This is a genomic window from Brevundimonas sp. SL130 (assembly GCF_026625805.1).
In the GTDB taxonomy this organism is placed as follows: domain Bacteria; phylum Pseudomonadota; class Alphaproteobacteria; order Caulobacterales; family Caulobacteraceae; genus Brevundimonas.
This window is the reverse complement of sequence record NZ_CP113064.1, coordinates 1,463,054-1,484,037: the sequence shown is the minus strand read 5'-3', so window position 1 is coordinate 1,484,037 and position 20,984 is coordinate 1,463,054. Positions and strand designations below refer to the sequence as shown.

Genomic DNA, 20,984 nt, shown 5'->3' with positions numbered 1-20,984 from the left:
GCCGTGCCTTGCGACAAGAGAGCGAACAACAGAAGCGCAACGCTTAGCGCGCTTGCGTGACAGCTCTGCGATAGACCTAGTCGGCGCGGATCAGGGCGCGACCGTCTGCGGTATGTTCGACAGTGATCGGCAGCAGCGCGTCCATGCGATCGATCAGGCCCGCCTCACCGGTCAGGGGCAGGACGGCCGTGACCCTCATATCGGCCAGAGCGGGATCGGCGATGACCATCGGCCTGCCGGCGTAACGCCCAGCCTCATCGATCACCACCGACAGCGGCGTATCGTGGAAGACCAGCCTGCGCTCACGCCAGGCGGTGGCGGCCTCGACGTCGATCCGGCGAACCCGCAGTCCATCCCGTCCCGGCGTGAATACCGCCTGCTGGCCGGGGGCCAGGGCCACGGCCCGCTCCAGCGCGCGCGCCTTGCCGATGTCCGTCCGGCCGATGGCGACCCGCCCTTCCAGCAGGGACACCTCCGCCTGATTTTTTCTCAGCGCCACGGCGAACCGTGTGCCGGTGACGATCACACGGCGATCCTCGACGGCGACCTGGAAGGGCTGTTCGGCGTTATGAGCGACGTCGAAATAGGCCGCGCCCTGCAACAGCACCACACGCCGGGCGTCCCGGCTGTAGGCGACCTGCATCCTCGTGTCGGAATCCAGGGTGACGCGAGACCCGTCTTCAAGCGCAACGTCGGTGATCTGACCCGGCGCGCTGACATAGAGACGACCTGCCGGGACACCGGGTTCCCGGCCCACGCCGGGCAGAACCAGAACGAAGGCGGCCAGGGCCGCGACCGCGCCTGTCGCCAAACCGCCTGCGATCACAAGACGCCGCTGCGACCGGACAATCCGTCCCCCCCGCAACCGCGCCAGATCGGCCGAGAAGGCGCCGCTCAACAGCGACAGCTTCGCCAGGCCAGTCTTGGCGGCCTCGTACTGGCTCAGATGGTCTTCGTCGGCCTCCAGCCAGTCGAGGAAGGCGGCCTGATCACGCGCAGAGACGCCGGGCCGGCGCATGCGCGCCAACCAGGTTTCGGCGGTCTGCGGCCGACGATCAAACAGAGATGTCAGGCGCTGGATCATGCGCGAACGAAACGCTCCGGGACGTGGCTGGGGGACAGGGCGCCGACGCCTTCAATACTCACAACGACAGGACCGCCGCACACCTCAGCCATCCCGTGAAATCTTCAGCTGACGGAGGGCTTCGGCGATATGTTTCTCGACCATGCTCACCGACACGCCCAGGCGTTTGGCGATCTGGCCATAGGTCTGATCTTCGAACCGGTGCAGAAGAAAGGCGTCGCGGGTTCGCGGCGGCAGGGCCCGAATGACGCGGGCGGCGGCGGCTAGATTCTCGCGCCCGATCAGGTGCTGGTCGGCCGCCGGCGTGTCGCTAGCGACGGCGCGCGGCCCGGCGTCCAGCGAGTGGATATCGTCTGTGCCGCGAACACCCGCCCGGCCCGCCGCCTTCCAGCGGTCGGTCTGAAGGTTGCGGGCGATGACGAACAGCAGGGGCCGGGCGTCGGGCCCGGACAGGTCGTGTCCGGCCCGGTGAAACCGCGTGAAGGCTTCCTGCACGACGTCCTCGGCGTCCTCGACCGACAGCCCCTTGCGCTGGACATAGGCCATAAGGTCGCGACGCAGGGCTGCGAAGAGCTGATCAACCGCCATGGTCGCCTCTTTGCCGGGCGGCAGCCGAGCATATGCGAAGACGCCCCTTCCTCGCGGAAGGGGCGTCACGCCAGGCTTTGTCCCGAGGCGCGCCCCCGCCGCCCCGAAGGGCGAAGGCGGTCTCGCAGCCGGGGAAGGCGGTGGACGACGTCAATCGCCCCCCGCCTTCAACATGACAGTCGCGTGTTGGAATGGATCAGAACTCCATCCGCAGGCCGAAGTTGATCCGGTGCCCCGACTTTTCGTACATCGTCGGGAAGGACGGATCCATCGTATAGCCCTTGGTCGCCTCGTCGGTGACGTTGATGCCTTCCAAGTTGATCTGGAGGCTTTCGGTCACGCGGTAGCTGGCCGACAGATCGACCTGGCCATAGCCCTCGCGGGTGATCGGATACATTTCGTAGCCGATCGCTTCGACATAGGCGTCCTTGTAGTTGTAGGAGGCGCGCGCCTGGAGCTTGGCGTTCTCGTAGAACAGGGTGACGTTGTAGGTGTTGTCGGCCAGACCGATGGGCGGCGTCGGGATGCCCAGGGTCGAGGAGCCGGTCAGCGAGCTGTCCAGCACCGTATAGTTGGCGTTGATCCCGAAGCCTTCCAGCGGGGCGAAGAACTGCCCGAACGGCACCACGGCGACCAGTTCGACCCCGCTGACCTCATAGGAGCCGGGCTCGTTGATCGGCTGATAGACGTCAAAGGTGTAGACGCCGTCGATTGTGCCGTTCGCGTTGTACTTGGTCACGTTCGACACCGTGCCCGTCAGGGCTTGGCGCACGACGCCCTCGATTTCCTTCCAGAAGTACGAGACCGCCAGCAGGCCGCCTTCACCCAGATACTGTTCCAGGCCCACTTCCCACTGCTTGGCGTAGGTCGGCTTCAGATTGGGGTTGCCGTCGGTGAAGCGGAACGAGTTCCAGCTGGCCGTGCGCTTGTAGGCCAGGTCGGTCAGGGCCGGGCGGATCAGGGTTTCCGACGCCGCGGCGCGGAAGATCAGGCTGTCGGTCAGGTCGGCCGTGATGTTCAGGCTGGGCAGGACCTTGTCATAGCTGCCGTCGCTCGACACCGGTTCCGGCGTATAGCCCGTAGTGCCGTTCGGGTTCTGGATCTGGTGATAGCCGGACGAGGTGATCGAGGTATCGACATAGCGGGCGCCGCCGTTGATCGCGACCGGCACCGGCCCAAGGTCGAACTCCAGATCGGCCATGGCGTAGGCGGACAGAACCTCTTCCGTCACCTCGTAATAGTCGCCGACGTTGAACGGGGTGAAGAAGCCGTCATAGCGGAAGGTGCGACGGGCGTAGTCGTTCGACACCTGGCTCCAGTTCAGGTCACGGACGCTGAAGTCGCCGCCGGGGACCAGATCGCCAATCGGGGTCAGCTCGCTCTGCGCCAGGGTGCGGGTGTTCAGCCAGGCGGTGCTGCCGGCCGAAGGCCCCTGGATGTTCAGCGAACCATACTGACGCTCCTTGGACTTATCCGTATAGCGCGCGCCGAACTGAACGCTCTTCAGCGCCGGGAAGACGCTGAAATCGAGATATTTGGTGAAGTCGACCTGGGCGGCGTATTTGTCGTCGTTGATCGCTTCGTAGGTGGTCTCATAGGCCTCGAACAAATAGCGCGACGGCGAGTTGTACATGTCGATCGACGCCGGATTGGCGCTCTTGACCGTCTCGCCACCCTCAGCCGTCCAACGCGTCCGCGACGGCGCATAGGCGACGTGCTTCAGGTTGGCGTAGTCCAGGGTCTTCTCGGCGCCCGAATAGCCCGCGATGGCGTGCAGCTTCCAGCTGTCGCCGCTCCAGTTCAGCTCGGTTCCGAACTGCTGGTAGTCCGTATTGTTGATCCGCTCCTTGCTCAGCATCTCGTGCTGGGTCGCGGTGTAGGAAACGTCGCGCAGCACGACCATGCCGTAATCGGCCAGGGTGGTGGCGTCATATTCGTGGATGGTCTCCAGGGTCGAACGGCTGGAGGCCGAATAGGCCGCCGCGTCATACTCGTCCTCGGTGGCCTCGTAACCGCCCACCATGGCGTCGAAGGCCAGGCTGAAGTTCGAGGACGGGCGATACTGCAGCGCGATCGTGCCGCCCCACTGGTCCTGGGTGTTCAGATAGGCGCGGTCGCCGACCTTGTCCTGGAAGATGATGCGGTTGGTCACATTGGTGTCAGCACGGTTCGGAATCGAGATGCCGGCGTCGCGCAACAGAACCGCAGCGGCCTGCGTGCCCCGGGCGCCCGTAGAGGTCGCGAGGAAGCGCGACATCGGGCGGAAATTGATGCCCGACTCGGAGTCGGTGCGGTTGGTGCGGCGCGCCGTCGAGAAGGACACCAGCGCGCCGAAATCGCCCCAGGTGTCGCTGGCCAGGAAGGCGATCTTGGGATCGACCTCTTCGGACACTGAGTTGTAGGCGCCCTCGACCGAGCCGACGACCCGACGTCCGGCGTAGTCGAACGGACGCGCCGTCGAGATATTGACCGAACCGGCGATGCCGCCCTCTTCATCGGCGGCGCGCGGCGACTTCTGGACCGTCACCTGCTGGATGATTTCCGAGGCGAAGATGTCGAACTCGACGTCCCGGCCGCCGCTGCCCGAAGCCGTCGCCAAGCCGTTGATGCTGACGAAGGTGAACTCGCTGGGCAGGCCGCGCACGCTGACGCGCTGGCCCAGGCCCTTGTTGCGTTCGATGGTCACGCCGGGGATGCGCTGCAACGCCTCGGCCAGGTTCTGCTCGGGGAAGTTGGCGACGTCGGTGGCGACGATGGAGTCCGAGAAGCCGACGGTCTTGCGCTTGATGTCCACCGCCTCTTCGAGGCTGCGACGATACGAGCCGGTGACGACGATCTCTTCGAGCGTGGCCGCATCGGCCTGGCTGGACGCGGTGACGACGGCGCTATCGCCAGCCGGCGCGGCGGATTGCGCCAAGGCGACGAACGGCGTTGCGGCGACCACGGCGAACGCCGTCGTGCCCAGAATTCGGTTTTTCATTTGAGTAGCCCCCAGTGAGTTCTAGGCGCTTCAACGACGGGCTCTCAGCCCCCCTCAATCTGTGACAGGGCTTTTCACTCAAACTTCACGGCGCTGTCGCGTTCGACCGATTTCGACACGAAAAACGGCCCGCAGGCGCATCCTGCGGGCCGTCGATAAGCATCTTGAGAGACGTCGATCAGCCGCCGTAGCTGCGCCCACCGCCGCCGAAACCGCCGCGTGAAACCACCGTCGTTCGGCTTTGCACCCGCGCCGGCGCCTGTTTGACGACATCGCCGTGCTCGCGCGCATTGGTGACGGTCCGACCGGTGCGGTAGTCGCGGTAGGTGTAGCCGCCGCCATAGCCGTTAGAATAGCGATCCTCGCGGTCGCGATACAGGGGGCCGCCGCCCCGATAGCCGCCGCCGTTCAGCATCTGGCCGACCACAAAACCGGCCAGCAGCGGCGTGAAGAAGGAGCCGTTGCCGCCCTGATTGTTCGGCTGGCACTGCGACGGCCCCCATTGGCCTTCGCATTCCTCGCGCGTGGCGTAGCGGGGGGCCGTCTTGGCCGCATCCTCCTGAGCCTTGGCCAGGGCGGCGGCGCACTGGTCGTCGGGAATGTCGTTGGCTGTGCGGCATTCCTCCAGAGAGGCATAGGCCAAGGTTGGCACGGGCTCAGCTTGAGGCGTCGGGACATCCGGCGCACCGCAGGCCGCCAGCGAGAAGCTGGCGGTGGCCATCAGACTGCTGACGTGCAGCACGCGCGACCGCTTCAGCCGGCGCATGGTCGTGGTTTGCGGCAAATCCTTGGGATCGGTCATGGCGGTCATGGCGGTCACGACGTCATGCACGCGGCGTTCAGCAGGCCGACGCAGATGGAAATGGAGGCCAGATAGACAGCCGCCGCGATTTCGCCTGCCTCAATTCGGCCGACCAGATTGCGGAAGGCCATGCGGCTGATGGCGACGAAGACGACGATCTGGATGATCCCGGCCAGCAGGGCCCAGGCGGCGAACTCCATCAGGCTGACCGTATGCGACAGGGCCGAGGCCAGGGGCAGGACATAGCCGATCAGCGCCCCGCCCAGCGCAATGGCGGCGGCCGTATTGCCTTCGCGGATCAGCGTGTGCTCGTGATACGGCGTGACCCACTGATAGACCAGCTTGAACGCCACGGTGAAGGCGCCGGCCGCCGCAAAGGCGATGATGAAGGCGATCGCCCCCTGCTGAAATACGAACCAGTCGAACATTCTGTCTTGCCCCTCAATGTGCGCCCTCAGGCGCGGAACTCGGCCATTTCCAGCGGAATGCCGATCATGATTTCGTGCGTCGTCTCGCCACCCTCGGGCTGTTGCTCCAGGGCGATCATAAGCTCGCGTCCATCCGCCAGTTCGCGTGCGTACAGCATGCAGGTCTGGAAGATCTTGGCATAGGGCTTGGTCGCCGCCCGGTCGTCCCAGATGGTTTCCCACAGAGTGACCGGCGGCTGAACGGCGTCGCTCTCGGCGAACCAGAAGCGCGGATAGTCCGGCAGTTCCTCGGCCGCACCATGGAATACCGGCGCCGACAGCCGGTCGCGCCAGACCCGCCGCTCCCGCTCGCCCGGCGGATAGGCCGAGGTCCAGGGGATGAACAGGCTGAAGTCATAGCTTTCCAGCCCCGCCTCGTCGTCGCTCATGGCCTGAAGCATGACGTGGTCGTCGGTATAGAAGCGGTGGACAAACTGTCCGCCGTCCAGGCTGACCAGCCCCTGGGCCGAGATATCCAGCACGTCGCGATCCAGGGTGAAATGCGTCTCGTCCCCCAGCCGGCGCCAGGCCAGCGGGTCTAGCGACACGGTGCGCCCGACGGTGATGTTGCGCACCGTCGCCAGCTTGGAGACGGGCTCAACTTTGTCTGGTGATCCAAAAAGTTTCTTGAACATGGACGACTATCTAGGCCCGATGCGCGCCGACGGCGAGCGAACAGCGACGATGCGACCGAAAGATGCGGTTCATGTCGCCAACTTCCGTCCGATCTTGCTTCAAGTCAAGCATACATGTTACGCGTTTCATGTAACCACATGCCGAACAGCGCCCCACCCTCGTCCGCCGCCAATGATCGCATCCGTGCGTGGCGACAGGCGCGTCGCGAGGCAGGCCTGGTCAAGCTGGAGCTTTGGGTGCCCGAATCCGCCCGCGACGACGTCAAGGCCGCCGTCCGCGCCATCATCACCGATTCCACCCGTGGCCCTCATCTTGCCGGCCGCGCGCGCCGCCCCACTTCTCATTCCATCACTTCTGGAGACGACCACCATATGGACGCCGTGATCGAAACCCCCTGGACCGTGCCCGCCATCAAGGCGGCGCTGGACGAGTCGGCCCTGCTACGTGAAGGGGAAATGACCCTGCGCGTGCTTGAGGGCGCGGACGCCGTACTCCTGGCCACCATGCACGAATACGGCGACCTGCCGGTCTATCTCAGCGTCGGCGGCGCCCAGATCGTCTGCTCGGTCCTGCTGTGGCCCGTGTCGGAACAGACCGACCGCCACGCCTTCAATGAGTTCCTGCTGAAGGCCCAGCGCGTGGTGCCCCTGTCCAACTTCGCCATCACCAACGTCGGCGGCGAAGACGTGTATGAGTTGATGGGTGAACTGTCGTGCAAGACGACGCTTCAGACCATCCTCATCGAACTGCGCACCCTGGCCGAGAACGCGATCGACGCCACTGAACTGCGTGAAACCTTCGGCGCCGACGCCGCCTGATCCGGAAGCCAGACCATGTCCATGCTCAGAAAACTCTCCGCCCTGTTCCGCGGCTCGGCCCATGACGCCGCCCAGGGCGTCGTCGACGCCAATGCGCTGAAGATCCTCGACCAGGAAATCCGCGACGCCGACAACGCCCAGGGCAAGGCCCGCGACGACCTCGCCGGCCTGGTGGCGCGCCGCCGGATGGCCGAAAACGAAATGGTCAGCTTCCGCGACCAGATCGCCAAATACGAAAGCTCGGCCCGTTCGGCCCTGGGTCAGGGCAAGACCGACCTGGCCCGCGAAGTCGCCAGCCGCATCGCCGAGCTGGAAGTCGAGATCACCAGCCGCGGCCCGCTGATCGAGGATATGAAGACGGCCGAGACCCGCCTGCGCACGGCCATCGCCTCGACCGACCAGAAGATTGAGACGCTCCGTCGCGAGATCGACATCGTCAAGGTCAACGACTCCGTCCAGCGCGCCCAGACCTCGGTCGCCCTGAACTCGGCCGGCGCCCAGTCGCGCATCGGCTCGGCCGCCGACAGCCTGCAACGCATCAAGCAGCGCCAGGCCATCCAGGAAGAAAAGCTCAACGCCAGCCAGGCCCTGGAAGACCGCCGCACCGGCGCCGACCTGGACGCCAAGCTGCGCGACGCCGGCATCCTGCCCGGTCATTCGTCGGCCGACGACGTCCTGGCTCGCCTCAGCCAGCCGGAGGTGACGGTGGTCACGCCGCGCATCGGTCAATCCACGCCTGATAAAGATCCGGCCTGAACCATGGAGCGTCTGCGCTTCGATCCCCGCACCGACTGGGACGCCAAGGCCGAGGAACTCGGCTTCACCTGGCGCCATACCGACGGCAAACCCTATTGGGACGAGACGGCGGCCTACGCCTTCTCGCTGCCCGAGATCGAGGACGGGATCGAAGCGCCGACCGAGGAACTGCACGGCCTGTGCCTGGAGCTGGTCAATGAGGCCGTTCAGTCCGAGCGGCTGATGGAGCAGCTCGATATTCCCGAGACCATGCGGGACTATGTCGCCGCCAGCTGGAAACGGGGCGACCCGTCCCTCTATGGCCGGTTCGACTTCGCTTATGACGGCAAGGGCCCGGCCAAGCTGTACGAGTACAACGCCGACACCCCGACCAGCATCTATGAGACGGCGGTGTTCCAGTGGCTGTGGCTGGAGGATCAGATCGCCGCCGGCGCCCTGCCCGCCGACGCCGATCAGTTCAACAGCCTGCACGAAAAGCTGGTCGACCGCTTCCGCGCCATCTTCCCCAACGGCGGCTTCGTCCACTTCGCCTCGGACGCCGAGTTTGTCGAGGACCGGCAGACGGTCCGTTTTCTCGAAGACCTGGCGCGTCAGGCCGGGCTGGAGCCCCAGTTCGTCGCCATCGACCAGATCGGCCTCAACGCCGACGGCCGGTTCGTGGACCACGAGAACTGGATCATCCAGGCGATGTTCAAGCTCTATCCGTGGGAGCAGATGCTGCGCGACGACTACGCCGCCCCCCTGCCCACCGCCGAGGTCACGGTGCTGGAGCCGGCCTGGAAGAGCATCCTGTCCAACAAGGCCATCCTGCCCCTGCTGTGGGAACGCCACAAAGGCCACCCCAACCTGTTGGAATCCTATTTCGAAGGCGATCCGGCCGAGACGGCGCTGGGCTCATCCTATGTCCGCAAGCCCCTGTTCTCGCGCGAGGGCGACAATGTCGAACTGATCGACCAGGGCCACAGCGCGGCCGAGGTCGTGGACGGCGGCTATGGCGAGGGGCGCTATATCCGTCAGGCCCTTTGCAATCCGCCCCTGTTCGACGGCAACCACGTCATCGTCGGCTCCTGGGTCGTGGGAACCGAGCCCGCCGGCATCAGCCTGCGCGAGGACACGGGCCGCATCACCCGCAACGCCTCCCGCTTCGTGCCGCACTTCATCCGCCCGTGACGCCCCCGACCTACTTGCGATTTGTTCGCAAGTAGGTTAGCTCCAGCCTCAGTAACCCGAGGCATTTGATGACCGAAGTCGATACGAGCCGCGCCAGACGTCTGAAGGCGGCGACCCATGGCGTTCACGACGGGCTGGACCAGACGATCATGAAGGCCGAGCCCTTCGCCAGCCGTGAATCCTATGCCGACTTCCTGCGGGTCCAGCAGTTATTCCACCGCGACATCGCCGCCCTCTATGGCGCGCCCGAGCTGGCGACGAAGATTCCCGATCTGGCGGACCGCCGTCGTTATGAGCAGGTCTGCGCGGATCTGGCCGATCTGGGCGCCGCCCCTGCGCCGGAAGGCGAGCGGCTCCGGTTCGAGCCCGACGCGCCGCTGGACGCGCCCACCGCCCTGGGCTGGCTCTATGTGGCCGAGGGCTCGAACCTGGGCGCCGCCTTCCTGCTGAAGGCCGCCGCCGGCCTGGGCCTGTCAGCCGAGTTCGGCGCCCGCCACCTGGCCGCCTCGCCCGAGGGCCGCGCCAACCATTGGCGCAGTTTCACCGCCGCCCTCGACGCCCTCGACCTGACGGTCGACGAAGAGGCCCGGGTCATGGCCGGGGCCTCGGCCGCCTTCAGCCGCGTGCGCGGCCTGGTCGACCGGACCTTCTGGCCCGGAACCGCCGCCGCCTGATCAGAACCAGGCGTCCTGCATCGTCAGAGTGGTGTCGTCCTTGCTGACCAGCAGATCCAGCATCGGCCCGATCTTCGGCAGTTCCCACCGGAAGAAGTAGCGCGCGGCCTGGCGCTTGCCGTCATAGAAGTCGCCGGTCTTGCCCACGGCCGCCAGCGCCTGCTCCAGCCAGATCCAGGCCAGCACCGCATGGCCCACGGCCTCCAGATAGGTCGAGGCGTTGGCCAGGGCCCGCTCCGGATCCCCGTCGCGCCACACCGTCGCCGTTGCCTCGCCGATACGGACCATGGCCTTGGCCAGGGCCTCGCCATAGGGCTCCAACTCGGGGTCGCCCGACACCCGCGCCACCGTCTCTAGAACGGTCTCGCCGAGCAGCTTCAGGCCCGCGCCGCCGTCCATGATCGCCTTGCGGCCCAGCAGGTCCAACCCCTGGATCCCGTGCGTCCCCTCGTGGATCGGGTTCAGCCGATTGTCGCGATAGAACTGCTCGACCGGATAGTCGCGGGTATAGCCGTATCCGCCCAGCACCTGGATCGCCAGGCTGTTGCCCTCCAGACACCATTGCGACGGCCAGCTCTTGGCGATGGGCGTCAGCATGTCCAGCAGCCGCCCGGCCCGCTCCCGCTCGGTCGCGTCTTCCGCCGTCGTCTGGTCGTCGGTCAGGAGGGCGCAATACAGGTTCAGCGCCAGCGCCCCCTCGGCATAGGATTTCTGCGCCAGCAGCATTCGACGCACGTCGGCGTGCTGGATGATCGGCACGGGCGGACTGGCGGGATCCTTGGCCGACAGGGGCCGTCCCTGCGGCCGGCCGCGCGCATAGTACAGGGCGTGCAGATAGCCGGTATAGCCCAGGGCCGCCGCCCCCGCCCCGACCCCGATCCGCGCCTCGTTCATCATGTGGAACATGGCGGCCAACCCCTGGTGCGGCGCCCCGACCAGCCAGCCGACCGCGCCCGCCTGCCCGCCTGGCGCATGCCGTCCTTCGCCGAAGTTCAGCAGGGTGTTGGTCGTGCCGCGATAGCCCATCTTGTGGTTCAGCCCGGCCAGGACGACGTCGTTGCGCTCGCCCGGCGCGCCGCTCTCGTCGAGCAGGTGTTTGGGAACCACGAACAGCGAAATCCCCTTCACCCCCGCCGGCGCCCCCTCCATCCGGGCCAGCACCATATGGACGATGGTCTCCGACAGGTCGTGATCCCCGCCCGAGATCCACATCTTCGATCCGAACAGCCGATAGCTGCCGTCGGCCTGCGGAACTGCGCGAGTGCGAATATCCCCCAGCGACGACCCCGCCTGGGGCTCCGACAGGCACATGGTGCCGAAGAACCGCCCCTCCAGCATCGGCCGCACATAGGCGTCGATCTGCGCGGCCGTGCCATGGGTCTTCAGCAGATTGGCCGCCCCGATGGTCAGGAAGGGATAGGCCGCCGTCCCCACATTGGCCGCCTGGAACCAGGCGAAGCCGGCGCGCTCGATCACATTGGGCAGTTGCAGCCCGCCCAGCTCATAATCCTGCGCCGCCGAGAACAGCCCCGCCTCGCGGAAGGCCGCCAGGGCCTGGGCCACCTCGGGGATCATCGTCACCCGCTCGCCGTCAAAGGTCGGCTCGTTCTGGTCGGCCTTGCGATTGTGCGGCGCGAACATATCCGCCGCAAGCTGGGCGCAGGTGTCCAGCACCCCGTCGAACGACACCCGATCATGATCCGCAAACCGCGCCCGCTGCGTCAGGCGCTCGACCTCCAGCCATTCGTACAGAATGAAATCCAGATCGCGCCGGGACAGGATCAGCGAGGCGTCGGACATGCGAAGGCTCCGGAGACGCCGCCTTGCGGCGACACCCCGCCAGCCTAGGTCGCCGTCCTTAAGGCGGCAAGCACGCCCTCAGCCGACGCCCTGTTCCGCGACCAGATGCTGCAGCACCCGCTTCTCCAGCACCAGCAGGGCGCCGGCGCCGTTGGTGCGCATCACCAGCCCCTCCGCCAGCGGCCTGACCGCCTGATGCACGGCGCCGGCAAGACGCGCGAAATCGGGTCGCGCCCGACCAGACACTCCGTGCAGGGCGCACAGCTGACGCCAATCCTGAACAAAGCCCGCCAGCACCGCCCGGAACCGTTCGGCGCGCGCCTGGGCTTCGACGCTGTCGACGGCGGGCGTCAGTTCTTCACAGAGATCGTCCACCAGCCACTGCACCTCGGCCGCCGGCATGATCGCGAACCTCTGGTCGGCTTCTGTCAATAGTTGAGACCGTGCGGCGGGATCCCACCCCACCGTCCGCCACTGATCGCGCGGCGGCGTCTTCCCACAGGCGAACTGCCAAAAGGCGGCCGTGCCGGTGGTGTCGGCGACCAGGTGAATCCGCTCGGCCTCGGACCGGTTCTCCACATGGTGCCGGCGCCAGTTGTCGAAGATCCAGGCCTCCCCCGCCGCCATGTGAATGGCCTCGCCGTCGCAGTGGAAACGCACCTCGGGCCGGGTGAAGACCGGGATGTGCAGCCGCACCCGCGTATGCCAGTGATGATTAATGTCGGCATGTTCCGGCACGCCGGCGCCGGGCGCCAGACGCATCAGCCGCGACCGACTCCACACCACGCCGAAGCCCGCCAGGACCTGACGCAGATAGGGCATCTGCTCCAGCCATCGGGTCGGCGACATCTGCCCATGGACCGAATCCGTTTCCGCCCCCCCGGCGCTGATCAGACGCGCCGCACTGTTGCCGCGCACGCGATCCGGATGCGGCCCCCACGCCTCGTCCGGCAGGGCCGCGACCTCGGCCTGAAGACGCTCGACATCGAACAGAACCGGAAGCTGATAGAAGGGCTGCGACAGTCGCATGGGGTCAGTCCCTGTAACGGATCAAGGCGTCCCCCAGCGCGGCCTGAAGCGGCGCGAGCCAGGGTTCGTAGTTGCGCCATTGCGCCAGGCCGTCTCGGCTGATCGGTTGTCGCACCTGTTCGGAACTGGGCGTGCGCACGCTGCGTCGGGTCTGGTGAAACTCCAGACAGGCCGGTTCGAACGCCAGACCGCAATGCTCCAGCATGCGCCGCACCCCACCGTCCAGATCCTCGACCAGATCCTCATACTGCACCCGCAGCACACGCCCCGGCAGCACCTCGTCCCAATGCCGCATCAGGTCCAGATAGCTGCGGTAATAGCGCGCGATATGATCGCCGTCGTAGGTGAATTCCTGATTGGTCGTGCCGAACAGCTGTTTCAGATTGCTGAAGCAACAGGCCATGGGTTCGCGGCGCACATCAATGATCCTGGCCCTGGGCAGGATCAGATGAATCAGGCCAATATGCCAGAAATTGTTCGGCATCTTGTCGATGAAAAAGGGCCGCCCCTCGCGGCGATAGATCCGCGTCTCGGCCAGAAACCGCTCGCCCAGGGCGCGGACTTCATCCGCCGACATCTGATGCGCCGCCTCCGGCCGCACGGGCAGACCGCAATCGGGGTCGCGCCCGAACAGCTCGCCCGCATACCGACCGATCTCCGTCAGCTCCTGCGTCCCCTCGACCAGAGAGTGCGAGGCCAGGATCTGCTCGATCAGCGTCGACCCCGATCGTGGCAGACCCACGACAAAGATGGGATCGGCATCGGGCGCGCCCCAGTTCGCGCGATTGTCGAACAGTCCCGCATCGAACGCCTTTGCGGTGCGCGCGGCGCAGGCCTCGGCCACATCGGGCCTGTATCGGCCGATCGCGGCTCGGACACGGTTTCCCTGCCCGTACCACCGCCAGGAGGCCTGATAATCCGCCCGGTCCTCCAACGCCTTGCCCAGGGCGAAGGCCAGATAGACTTGGTCCATCGCCTGTAGGTCCGGTCGCGCCGCGGCGATCTGCAATCGCTCGATATCGGCGTCTGTGAAACTGTGGATCTTCAGGTTCGCCAGGCTGAACCAGGCGACGCCATAGTCGGGCCGGGCCGCCAGCGCGGCGCGATAGTCCGCCACCGCCTCCTCCAGCCGCCCCGTGATCTTTAAAGCGTTCGCCCGCCAAAGCCTCAGCTCCGCCGTCTCGCCGCCTAGGGCCGGCGCGCCCTCCAGCAAACGCCGGTAGACCTCGATCACCGGCTCATAGTCGCCCAGGGCGACACAGGCGGTGGCGAACAGTTTCAGATAGTCCCGCCGCGCCGGCTCGCCCGCCAACAGCCGTTCCGCCTCGCACAGCGCCGCCTGGGGTCGCTGCCGCTGCAGCAAGATCATGGCGTAGTCGAACCGCGCGGCGTCATAGTCCGGCGCGCTCTCCAGCACGCCCTCCAGCAGCGCCAGCGCCTCATCCGCCGCGCCGCTGGCCTCGCGGATCCGCGCGAGCAGACGCAAGGCCCCCGCCGACGCGCCCCGACGGCTCAGAAAATCACGGATCACCGTCTCGGCTTCCGCCAGATCGCCGTCGGCCAGCAGACTATCCGCCGCCACGACCTGTGGCGGTAACCGCGTCAGCGTCGCCAATCTCTGCGCCGCCGCCTCCGCCGGCCCGACCTCGCCCCGCATCCGGTGCAGCTGTTCCAGCATGTCCCAGCCGGCCGGCAGGCTGGGATTCAGCCGAACCGCCTCGCGCAACGCCTCAAGCGCCGCCGCCGCGTCGCCCACCATCACATGACAATGGCCGCGCTCGTGAAGCCCCCGGCTGAACCGTGGATACAGGGCTTGCAACCGATCCAGCACCGCAAGCGCCTCGGCCGGCTGCCCCGCCACACGCAGGTCCCTCGCCTGACGCAACAGGTCGTCGCGCTGCGACGGCGAGCCGTCCACCCCGACCGCCGCCGTCATCGCGCCGCGCCGGCCGCCAGCAAGGGCGCCAGCCAGTCCGGATCCTGCTGGTCCGCGTCATAGTATTCGAAGATCAGATGAATACGGTCCGTCACGCCGTCGTTGCGCACCCAGTGCGGCCCCAGATTATTGACCTCGACAGCCTCGGCCGCCGGGAACCGGTGCTCCTCTCCGCCGAAGAAGGAGACGACGCCAGGATTGGTGGTGATCGGCACATGGATCTTGTGCGGCCATTTGGCGGCCAGATTGGCGTCGATATGCGGATGGATCAGCCCGCCCGCCGGCATCCGGGCCAGCATCACGCGGGGAAAGACGCCGCGCTGATAGCCATAGGCCTGAACCGCCCTGGCCAGCACCGGCTCCAGCAGGTCGCGCCATTCGCTCCAGAGCGGGCGATCATGCGAACCGCGCCAGTCGCGCGGACTGTCGATGAAGCGGAACACGATGTGCCGCGTCTGGTCCAGAACCTCAAACTTGTTCGGCTTGCTCTGGTTTTCCGCATCCCAGACCGTTTCGGGGATCGCGAGCACGGCGGCGTGCAAGGCGGTGATATCGACAGCCCCCAGCCTCCGGACCGTCGTTGTCTTTCTCGGATTGGCGGCGGGCGCAAGCGTCATGGCCATCACCTCAGTCCTTCGAACCCATAGCCGAACAGATCCAGGTCCTGAGCATAACGGGCGGCGACGCCGTCGATCAGAGCCTGGTCATAATAGAGGCGGTAATCCTTCCGCTCCGTGCCGTTCACCCGGTCCAACGGACGCGAGTCTATGCCGATCCGCGTGCACAGGGCGTCATACGAAGCCTGCATCTCCTCCACCCGCCCCACCTGATCGGTCAGCAGGGTCTTGCCGTCATCATCGACCAGCAACGACGCCTGAGACTGGAACAGGACATGCTGTTCCGGCGGCTTCTGAAACAGGAAATGGCGCATCACCTCGCGCGGCTGGCGCTGAAACACGTCGCCGTCGCGCAGCATGAAGGCGCAGTAGGAGACGAAGCGGTCGAACGGATTGCGCACGAAGGCGAACTTCAGATAGTCGGCGAACGCCTCCTCGCCGACGTAAGGCCGGATCTGCCGCAACGACAGATGCCCATGGCGGATGGCCGCCAGGTCTTCCCACGGGAAGCGCTTGTCGATGAACAGCCCCACCTGCTCCAGATCCTCCTCGCCCATCTGCTCGCGCAGGGCGCGCCGCACCGCATGGGTGCCGGTCTTGGGCACGGCGGCGAAGATGAACCGGTGGCGGTGGGAAACGATCATGCTTCTGGACATCCAGAAAAGGGCGCCCCGCCCCCGAAGGGGAGCGGAGCGCCCAGCCTAGTCTAAGCGTCGGATCAGAACTTGTAGGTCAGGCCGACCGTATAGGTCGTTCCGCTCTGGTTCTGATTGTACAGGTACTCGTTCTGACCCCAGAACTGGGTGTCCTTCTCGTTCGTCAGATTGACGGCGTCCAGCGTCAGCTGCATGTCGTCGGTGATGTTGAAGAAGGCTGCGGCGTCGATATAGGTGCCGCCTTCGAACCCGCGCGTACTGGCGCTCATGATGCTGTCGTTGCGACCCGAATACCACTTGTCACGGTGGTTCAGCGAGGCGCGCGCGCCCCATTGATCGGTCTCGTAATAGACGGTGGCGTTATAGCTGGTTTTAGAGATGCCCGTCAGCGCGTCGTCCGCATCGACATAGGTGTAGTTGGCGACCACGCCCAGATTGTCGAACGGCGCCGGCAAGAAGGAAAGCTGGCTCTGCGCCGCCAGCTCCAGGCCCGTTAGCTGATTGTTGCCTTCCACATTCACAGGCATCGAGAACTCGGTGACGATCGTCGCGGCCGTTGCGCCGGGGATCGTCGAGAAGGGCACGCCCGTCTCGCTGAACGGGACATTCTCAAGCGTCACCGATCCGATGAAGTTCTTGATGTCCTTATGGAAGACACTGGCCGACATCAGGCCCACATCGCCGAAATAGTATTCGACGGCGAAGTCCAGGGTGGTGTCCTTGTAGGGTTCCAGGTTCGGATTGCCGCGCGAAGCGGTGATCTCGCCGGTGTCCGGATCCTGGAAGGCGCTGCCTTCCGCCGCCATCGAGCTGAGGCCCGGACGGTTCAGGTTCTGTGTCGCCGAGAAGCGCACCAGCACCTCCGGCGTCACTTCCAGCACCGAGTTCATGGCCGGCAGGACGCCGTCATAGCCGCCCTCGACATCGGTCGTGCCCAGATAGGCGTAGCTGTCGCCCTGGATCCAGCCGGTGCTGTGGGTATCGGTGCTGTAGCCGCGCGCGCCGATATTGCCTCGGAAGCGACGGCCGCCCAGGTCACTGTCCCAGTCGGCCTGCACAAAGCCCGACAGGGTTTCTTCGGTCGTCTCGTAGACGTTCTCGATGTCCTGCAACGCGCCACCGGTGCCGTCCTTGTTCGGCTCCAGACGGTGGTACTCGTTGTATTTGGCGAAGGCCTTGTCGTAGTCGCCGACCAGCCACGACCCGAAGGCGTTGGTGAAGACCGAGGTGACGTCGTTGACCGACGTGCCGCGCATCTTCGACCGCGTGCCGTTGACGTTGTCGTCGTAGAAGATGTCGATGCCTTCCTGACGGAACTTGTGATAGGCGACGCCGGCGCGCAGCGTCCAGGTGTCGTTCAGTGCGTACCGGGCGTTCAACTCACCCTCGTGCAGTTCCGATTCATTACTGAAGCTGCGGTAATAGAACGAGTCCATCGCGTAGTTGGCCGGATCGGTCGGATCCCAGTTCGGATATTCGAACGAAACCGACTGGCCGTTCTCGCCATAGTTGGCGATCAGATTGCCCTTGGCGCGCATATACAGCTTGTCGTCGTAGGGGGTGTCATAGGTCGACTTTTCCCAGCCCACATGACCGTCGAACTTCAGACGGTCCGACATCTCCCACTCGCCGGTCAGGGCGACCTGGTTGAACTTGTTCTCGTTCAGCGACCGGCGATGCTCGCTGCCGAAGGTCGTGCCCGTGACGTCGGTCATGGTGACGTAGTTGTCGCTGTCCCAGGTCAGATCGTTGATGACCGAGGCCGATTGGAAGATCGAAGGCCAGACGCCGCCGGCGGCGGTGTCGAAGGCGACCGAACCCGTCGAGGCCAGCGGACGGGTGGCGAGGTGATACTCGTCACGGCGCGTCGTGAACTCGCCGTGCAGCATGTCGAGCGTCAGCTCCATGCCGTCCATCGGACGCCACTGCACCGCCGCCGTCAGGCCCAAACGCTCCTGCTCGGCGTTCCAGGACGAGATACGGTTGCCGTCGGCGAAATACAGGTCGCCGGACAGGAACTTGGTCTGTTGGGCAGCGCTCAGGTTGGAAATATCCAGTCCCTTATCGACCAGGCTCTGGAGCGTCGCCGCGCTGGGCTTGGAGTAGTTGTAGGTGTTGTGGCCCTGCTCCGTCGTCTCGCGCTTGCTGTAGGCGGCCGAGAAGGAGACGCCGAACACATTGTCCCAGTTTTGGGTGAACAGGGCGGCGATGCGCGGCTGGGTGTCTTCGGTATATTCATTGGTGCCGACCTTCATCGACAAGGCGCCGTCGGCGCCGACGGCGTAGTCGAACGGCTTGCCGGTGAAGAGACCGACAGTCCCGGCCATGCCGCCCTCTTTCTGAGCCGCCTCAAAGGTCTTTTCGACTTCAACCCGCGAGAACAGTTCCGACGCGAAGATGTTGAAATCGAACGCACGGTCGCGCGAGCGCTGACCACGGCTGTCCTGAGCGGAGTCGACATTGCCCAGCACTTCCATGCCGTTCAGTTGAACCCGAGCGAAGTCCGGGCCGAGGCCCCGCAGCGAGATCCGACGACCTTCGCCGGCTTCACGGTTGATCTGCACGCCGGGCAGGCGCTGCAGCGACTCCGCCAGGTTGAGATCCGGGAACTTGGCCATGTCCTCGGCGACGATGGCGTCCACCTGAATGACCGAGTCCTGTTTGATCGCGCGCGCATCGCTCAGCGACTTGCGGAACCCGGTGACGACGATTTCGTCCACCTCGGCGGCCGGCGCCTCCTGGGCGAAGGCTGCGGAGGCGCTGACGCCGGCCGCAATAGCCGACACCGTCGCCAATAGAACCTTCTTGAGGTTCGGGCCCATGACCCGAACGGGATATCGCTTCGACATGATTAGGTGTCCCCCGACAAACTGGTGTGAACCAAGCGGCTCGGTCCGACCGCACGACCCGTCTGGCCGCCGTCACCAAGCGCGACCTGAATAGGTCCGGGGCGTTTCAGTCATGTGACGGTTTGAGGGATTTATGTTGAATTATGTTGATCCGTGTGGGAATTCGCGCCGTGTCACAACCAAGTGCAAAAACCGTCTATATTATTGTTTATTAAACATAATAACTCGCATTAGACACATATGTGACGTTTTAGTCCGCCCCCTGAACGAAAGACGAGGCCGCCCATAACCCCATTTATATGAGAGTCTTGTGGGAAATTATGTGGTTGTTTGTGAGATTTGGCGTTGTTACAGGTGATCGACCATGAGCCAGACCGCCGCCAAAGATTCAAAACACCTCAGCCAGGGCGCCCGGCTGGCCGAAATCCTTCAGCTGCTTGAGGAAAAGGTCTTCTGGACGGTGTCCGAGCTCGCCGAGCGGTTTGACGTCTCCGAGGAGACCATTCGCCGCGACGCCCGCCAGCTGGAGCGCAGCGGCGTCGTGCAGAAGGTGCACGGCGGCCTGTCCTCGACCAACAATCTGATCGAGGCGCCCTATCGCATCCGCCTTCGCGAAAACGCCGAGGCGAAGCAGAAAATCGCCCAGAAGGCCGCCAGCCTTGTCACCGAAGGCATGACCCTGCTGCTCGATTCCGGCACCACCTGCCACTGGCTCGCCCGCGCCCTGGCGTCGGTACGCAACCTGACCATCGTCACCAACAGTGTCGAGATCGCCCACGAGGTCCTGGGTCATCCCGGTCAACGCCTGCTGCTGGCGGGGGGACAGGTCAATCCGGTTCACAACGCCGCCTTCGGCCCGGAATCCAAAGCCTTCTGCCGCCGCTTCGCCCCCGACCTGACGATACTCTCAATGGGCGCCGTGGACCCCGAGCGGGGCTTCCTGGACTTTGACGCCGACGAGGCCTCGTTCAAACAGAGCCTGCTCGAGCCGGCGCGGCGCGTGGTCGTGTTGGCGGACCACACCAAACTGGCCAAGTCGGGCTTCATTCAGGTCGCGGCCTTCCGCGACGTTCAGGACCTGGTGACGGACCTGCCCCCGTCAAACGCCCTCGCCCGCGCCGCCGCCCAATGGGACACCCGTCTGCACGTCGCGGACCCGGCCTAGCGGCTTCAGCGGACGCGCGTATCCACACTGATCCGCACGGCGTCATGGCGCCAGTGTTCGCGATCAAACTCCACCACCCGCCCCTGGGCGTCATAGCTGGTGCGCTGAACCGCAAGGCCCGGCAGGCCGGACTTCAGCCGCAAGGCCTCGGCCTCATATCCCGTCAGGGCGCATGGCTGCATGCTGACCACATTACGGGCGACCGACAGCCCGTAGGCGTTCTTCAATATATCCGTCAGCGATTGATCGAAGGAATGCCGCAACAGATCGGGCGTCAGCGCCGCATCCACCACGATCTGCTCGACCAGGACAGCGCGTCCATCCACATGTCGTCGGCGCCGGATCATGTGCAGCGGGCTGCCCGCAGGTCGTGCGAACACCTCGGCCAACAGAGGATCGGCGCTGATGGTTTCCGCAGAGATGGTTTCGGTCGCCGGAACCCGCCCCTGCGCCTCCACATAAGAGATAAAGCCTTCCCAGCGGGTCGGATCATAGACCACCGGCGGCGGCGACACGTACCATCCACTGCGGTCTCGCCGATAGATCAGTCCCTCGGCTTCCAGCTGAAACAGGCCCTCGCGGATCGTGCCGCGTGCCATGCCCATCTCCTCCTGCAATCTCCGTTCGGACGGCAGTCTATCGGCCGGCTTCAGCTCGCCTGACGCAATCCGACCCGCCACGCGGTCGCGCATGTCGAGATAGTGGAGGCCGTCCATCCTCTGATCGAGAGCAGTGTTCGCCATGTGGGTTCCTGATCGGCCGGCAGTTCATCCGACAACAGACGATTATCATTAAACCGCATCCAAGAATGACGCCATTTCACGAAAGCTTCGTCAAACAAGGCTCTCGCATTTGGTATGTACCAGATACGCCTTCATCGCAAATCCGGTGGGCGGGGCGACCTGGGGTTTGGGGCGGGACACCGCGCAGCCGCCGCCGACCCGCCGCCGCCTTCTG

At 65.3% G+C, this 20,984-nt stretch carries 18 protein-coding genes; 5 read left to right on the top strand and 13 right to left on the bottom strand.

From position 1 onward, the window contains the following. Window positions 1-76: 76 nt before the first annotated feature. The 6 genes from OU998_RS07430 to OU998_RS07405 all read right to left on the bottom strand — a co-directional run bounded on the left by OU998_RS07430 (window position 77) and on the right by OU998_RS07405 (window position 6,556). A complete protein-coding gene (locus OU998_RS07430) occupies window positions 77-1,084 on the bottom strand; it encodes a FecR family protein (protein ID WP_267516306.1) in 1,008 nt (335 codons plus the stop codon). A gap of 84 nt (window positions 1,085-1,168) precedes the next feature. Further along, entirely contained in the window at window positions 1,169-1,672 is a 504-nt protein-coding gene (locus OU998_RS07425) for an RNA polymerase sigma factor (RefSeq protein WP_267516305.1), read from the bottom strand. 196 nt (window positions 1,673-1,868) lie between these two features. After that, the gene (locus tag OU998_RS07420; RefSeq protein WP_267516304.1) at window positions 1,869-4,652 is read right to left on the bottom strand and encodes a TonB-dependent receptor; all 2,784 of its coding nucleotides are present in this window, start codon (window positions 4,650-4,652) and stop codon (window positions 1,869-1,871) included. A 178-nt stretch (window positions 4,653-4,830) separates the two neighbouring features. Next, entirely contained in the window at window positions 4,831-5,484 is a 654-nt protein-coding gene (locus tag OU998_RS07415) for a DUF1190 domain-containing protein (protein ID WP_324287982.1), read from the bottom strand. Beyond that, window positions 5,469-5,882, bottom strand: coding sequence for a DUF350 domain-containing protein (locus OU998_RS07410; protein ID WP_267516303.1), 414 nt, complete (start codon window positions 5,880-5,882; stop codon window positions 5,469-5,471). The genes OU998_RS07415 and OU998_RS07410 overlap by 16 nt, the downstream gene beginning before the upstream one ends. Before the next feature lie 26 nt (window positions 5,883-5,908). Beyond that, window positions 5,909-6,556: a DUF2491 family protein gene (locus tag OU998_RS07405; RefSeq protein WP_267516302.1), complete on the bottom strand. Its 648-nt coding sequence runs from the start codon at window positions 6,554-6,556 to the stop codon at window positions 5,909-5,911. Window positions 6,557-6,670: 114 nt separating this feature from the next. Here OU998_RS07405 and OU998_RS07400 point away from each other — a divergent pair, with 114 nt between their 5' ends. The 4 genes from OU998_RS07400 to OU998_RS07385 all read left to right on the top strand — a co-directional run bounded on the left by OU998_RS07400 (window position 6,671) and on the right by OU998_RS07385 (window position 9,975). Continuing rightward, a complete protein-coding gene (locus OU998_RS07400; RefSeq protein ID WP_267516301.1) occupies window positions 6,671-7,375 on the top strand; it encodes a YjfI family protein in 705 nt (234 codons plus the stop codon). 15 nt (window positions 7,376-7,390) lie between these two features. Next, window positions 7,391-8,131, top strand: a complete 741-nt coding sequence (locus OU998_RS07395; protein WP_267516300.1) for a PspA/IM30 family protein — start codon at window positions 7,391-7,393, stop codon at window positions 8,129-8,131. Between the two features lie 3 nt (window positions 8,132-8,134). Continuing rightward, on the top strand, window positions 8,135-9,301 hold the full coding sequence (locus tag OU998_RS07390; protein WP_267516299.1) for a glutathionylspermidine synthase family protein: 1,167 nt from the start codon (window positions 8,135-8,137) through the stop codon (window positions 9,299-9,301). 68 nt (window positions 9,302-9,369) lie between these two features. Then, window positions 9,370-9,975 carry a biliverdin-producing heme oxygenase gene (locus OU998_RS07385; protein ID WP_267516298.1) on the top strand — a complete coding sequence of 202 codons (606 nt, stop codon included), beginning with the start codon at window positions 9,370-9,372 and terminating at the stop codon, window positions 9,973-9,975. On the opposite strand, the gene OU998_RS07380 is transcribed toward OU998_RS07385, so the two are convergent. From OU998_RS07380 to OU998_RS07355, 6 genes are all read right to left on the bottom strand, one after another. After that, window positions 9,976-11,775, bottom strand: a complete 1,800-nt coding sequence (locus OU998_RS07380; protein WP_267516297.1) for an acyl-CoA dehydrogenase — start codon at window positions 11,773-11,775, stop codon at window positions 9,976-9,978. 78 nt (window positions 11,776-11,853) lie between these two features. Beyond that, window positions 11,854-12,804: an aspartyl/asparaginyl beta-hydroxylase domain-containing protein gene (locus OU998_RS07375; protein WP_267516296.1), complete on the bottom strand. Its 951-nt coding sequence runs from the start codon at window positions 12,802-12,804 to the stop codon at window positions 11,854-11,856. A gap of 4 nt (window positions 12,805-12,808) precedes the next feature. Next, on the bottom strand, window positions 12,809-14,740 hold the full coding sequence (locus tag OU998_RS07370) for a tetratricopeptide repeat-containing sulfotransferase family protein (RefSeq protein WP_267516295.1): 1,932 nt from the start codon (window positions 14,738-14,740) through the stop codon (window positions 12,809-12,811). Continuing rightward, window positions 14,737-15,363 (bottom strand): aspartyl/asparaginyl beta-hydroxylase domain-containing protein, encoded by a 627-nt coding sequence (locus OU998_RS07365; RefSeq protein ID WP_267516294.1) that lies wholly within the window; start codon window positions 15,361-15,363, stop codon window positions 14,737-14,739. The genes OU998_RS07370 and OU998_RS07365 overlap by 4 nt, the downstream gene beginning before the upstream one ends. Then, a complete protein-coding gene (locus OU998_RS07360) occupies window positions 15,363-16,001 on the bottom strand; it encodes a sulfotransferase family 2 domain-containing protein (RefSeq protein ID WP_267516293.1) in 639 nt (212 codons plus the stop codon). Before OU998_RS07360 ends, OU998_RS07365 begins: the two co-directional genes overlap by 1 nt. A gap of 74 nt (window positions 16,002-16,075) precedes the next feature. Continuing rightward, complete coding sequence (locus tag OU998_RS07355) at window positions 16,076-18,862, bottom strand: TonB-dependent receptor (protein WP_267516292.1); 2,787 nt, start codon at window positions 18,860-18,862, stop codon at window positions 16,076-16,078. Between the two features lie 364 nt (window positions 18,863-19,226). Between OU998_RS07355 and OU998_RS07350 the strand changes: the two genes are divergently transcribed. Further along, window positions 19,227-20,027, top strand: coding sequence for a DeoR/GlpR family DNA-binding transcription regulator (locus OU998_RS07350; RefSeq protein ID WP_267516291.1), 801 nt, complete (start codon window positions 19,227-19,229; stop codon window positions 20,025-20,027). 5 nt (window positions 20,028-20,032) lie between these two features. On the opposite strand, the gene OU998_RS07345 is transcribed toward OU998_RS07350, so the two are convergent. Beyond that, complete coding sequence (locus OU998_RS07345; RefSeq protein WP_267516290.1) at window positions 20,033-20,770, bottom strand: UTRA domain-containing protein; 738 nt, start codon at window positions 20,768-20,770, stop codon at window positions 20,033-20,035. Between the last annotated feature and the right edge of the window lie 214 nt (window positions 20,771-20,984).

Coding starts and splice junctions, on each gene's coding strand:
- OU998_RS07430 (WP_267516306.1), bottom strand. CDS start 1,084: ATGATCCAGCGCCTGACATCTCTGTTTGATCGTCGGCCGCAGACCGCC.
- OU998_RS07425 (WP_267516305.1), bottom strand. CDS start 1,672: ATGGCGGTTGATCAGCTCTTCGCAGCCCTGCGTCGCGACCTTATGGCC.
- OU998_RS07420 (WP_267516304.1), bottom strand. CDS start 4,652: ATGAAAAACCGAATTCTGGGCACGACGGCGTTCGCCGTGGTCGCCGCA.
- OU998_RS07410 (WP_267516303.1), bottom strand. CDS start 5,882: ATGTTCGACTGGTTCGTATTTCAGCAGGGGGCGATCGCCTTCATCATC.
- OU998_RS07405 (WP_267516302.1), bottom strand. CDS start 6,556: ATGTTCAAGAAACTTTTTGGATCACCAGACAAAGTTGAGCCCGTCTCC.
- OU998_RS07400 (WP_267516301.1), top strand. CDS start 6,671: ATGTTACGCGTTTCATGTAACCACATGCCGAACAGCGCCCCACCCTCG.
- OU998_RS07395 (WP_267516300.1), top strand. CDS start 7,391: ATGTCCATGCTCAGAAAACTCTCCGCCCTGTTCCGCGGCTCGGCCCAT.
- OU998_RS07390 (WP_267516299.1), top strand. CDS start 8,135: ATGGAGCGTCTGCGCTTCGATCCCCGCACCGACTGGGACGCCAAGGCC.
- OU998_RS07385 (WP_267516298.1), top strand. CDS start 9,370: ATGACCGAAGTCGATACGAGCCGCGCCAGACGTCTGAAGGCGGCGACC.
- OU998_RS07380 (WP_267516297.1), bottom strand. CDS start 11,775: ATGTCCGACGCCTCGCTGATCCTGTCCCGGCGCGATCTGGATTTCATT.
- OU998_RS07375 (WP_267516296.1), bottom strand. CDS start 12,804: ATGCGACTGTCGCAGCCCTTCTATCAGCTTCCGGTTCTGTTCGATGTC.
- OU998_RS07370 (WP_267516295.1), bottom strand. CDS start 14,740: ATGACGGCGGCGGTCGGGGTGGACGGCTCGCCGTCGCAGCGCGACGAC.
- OU998_RS07365 (WP_267516294.1), bottom strand. CDS start 15,363: ATGGCCATGACGCTTGCGCCCGCCGCCAATCCGAGAAAGACAACGACG.
- OU998_RS07360 (WP_267516293.1), bottom strand. CDS start 16,001: ATGATCGTTTCCCACCGCCACCGGTTCATCTTCGCCGCCGTGCCCAAG.
- OU998_RS07355 (WP_267516292.1), bottom strand. CDS start 18,862: ATGTCGAAGCGATATCCCGTTCGGGTCATGGGCCCGAACCTCAAGAAG.
- OU998_RS07350 (WP_267516291.1), top strand. CDS start 19,227: ATGAGCCAGACCGCCGCCAAAGATTCAAAACACCTCAGCCAGGGCGCC.
- OU998_RS07345 (WP_267516290.1), bottom strand. CDS start 20,770: ATGGCGAACACTGCTCTCGATCAGAGGATGGACGGCCTCCACTATCTC.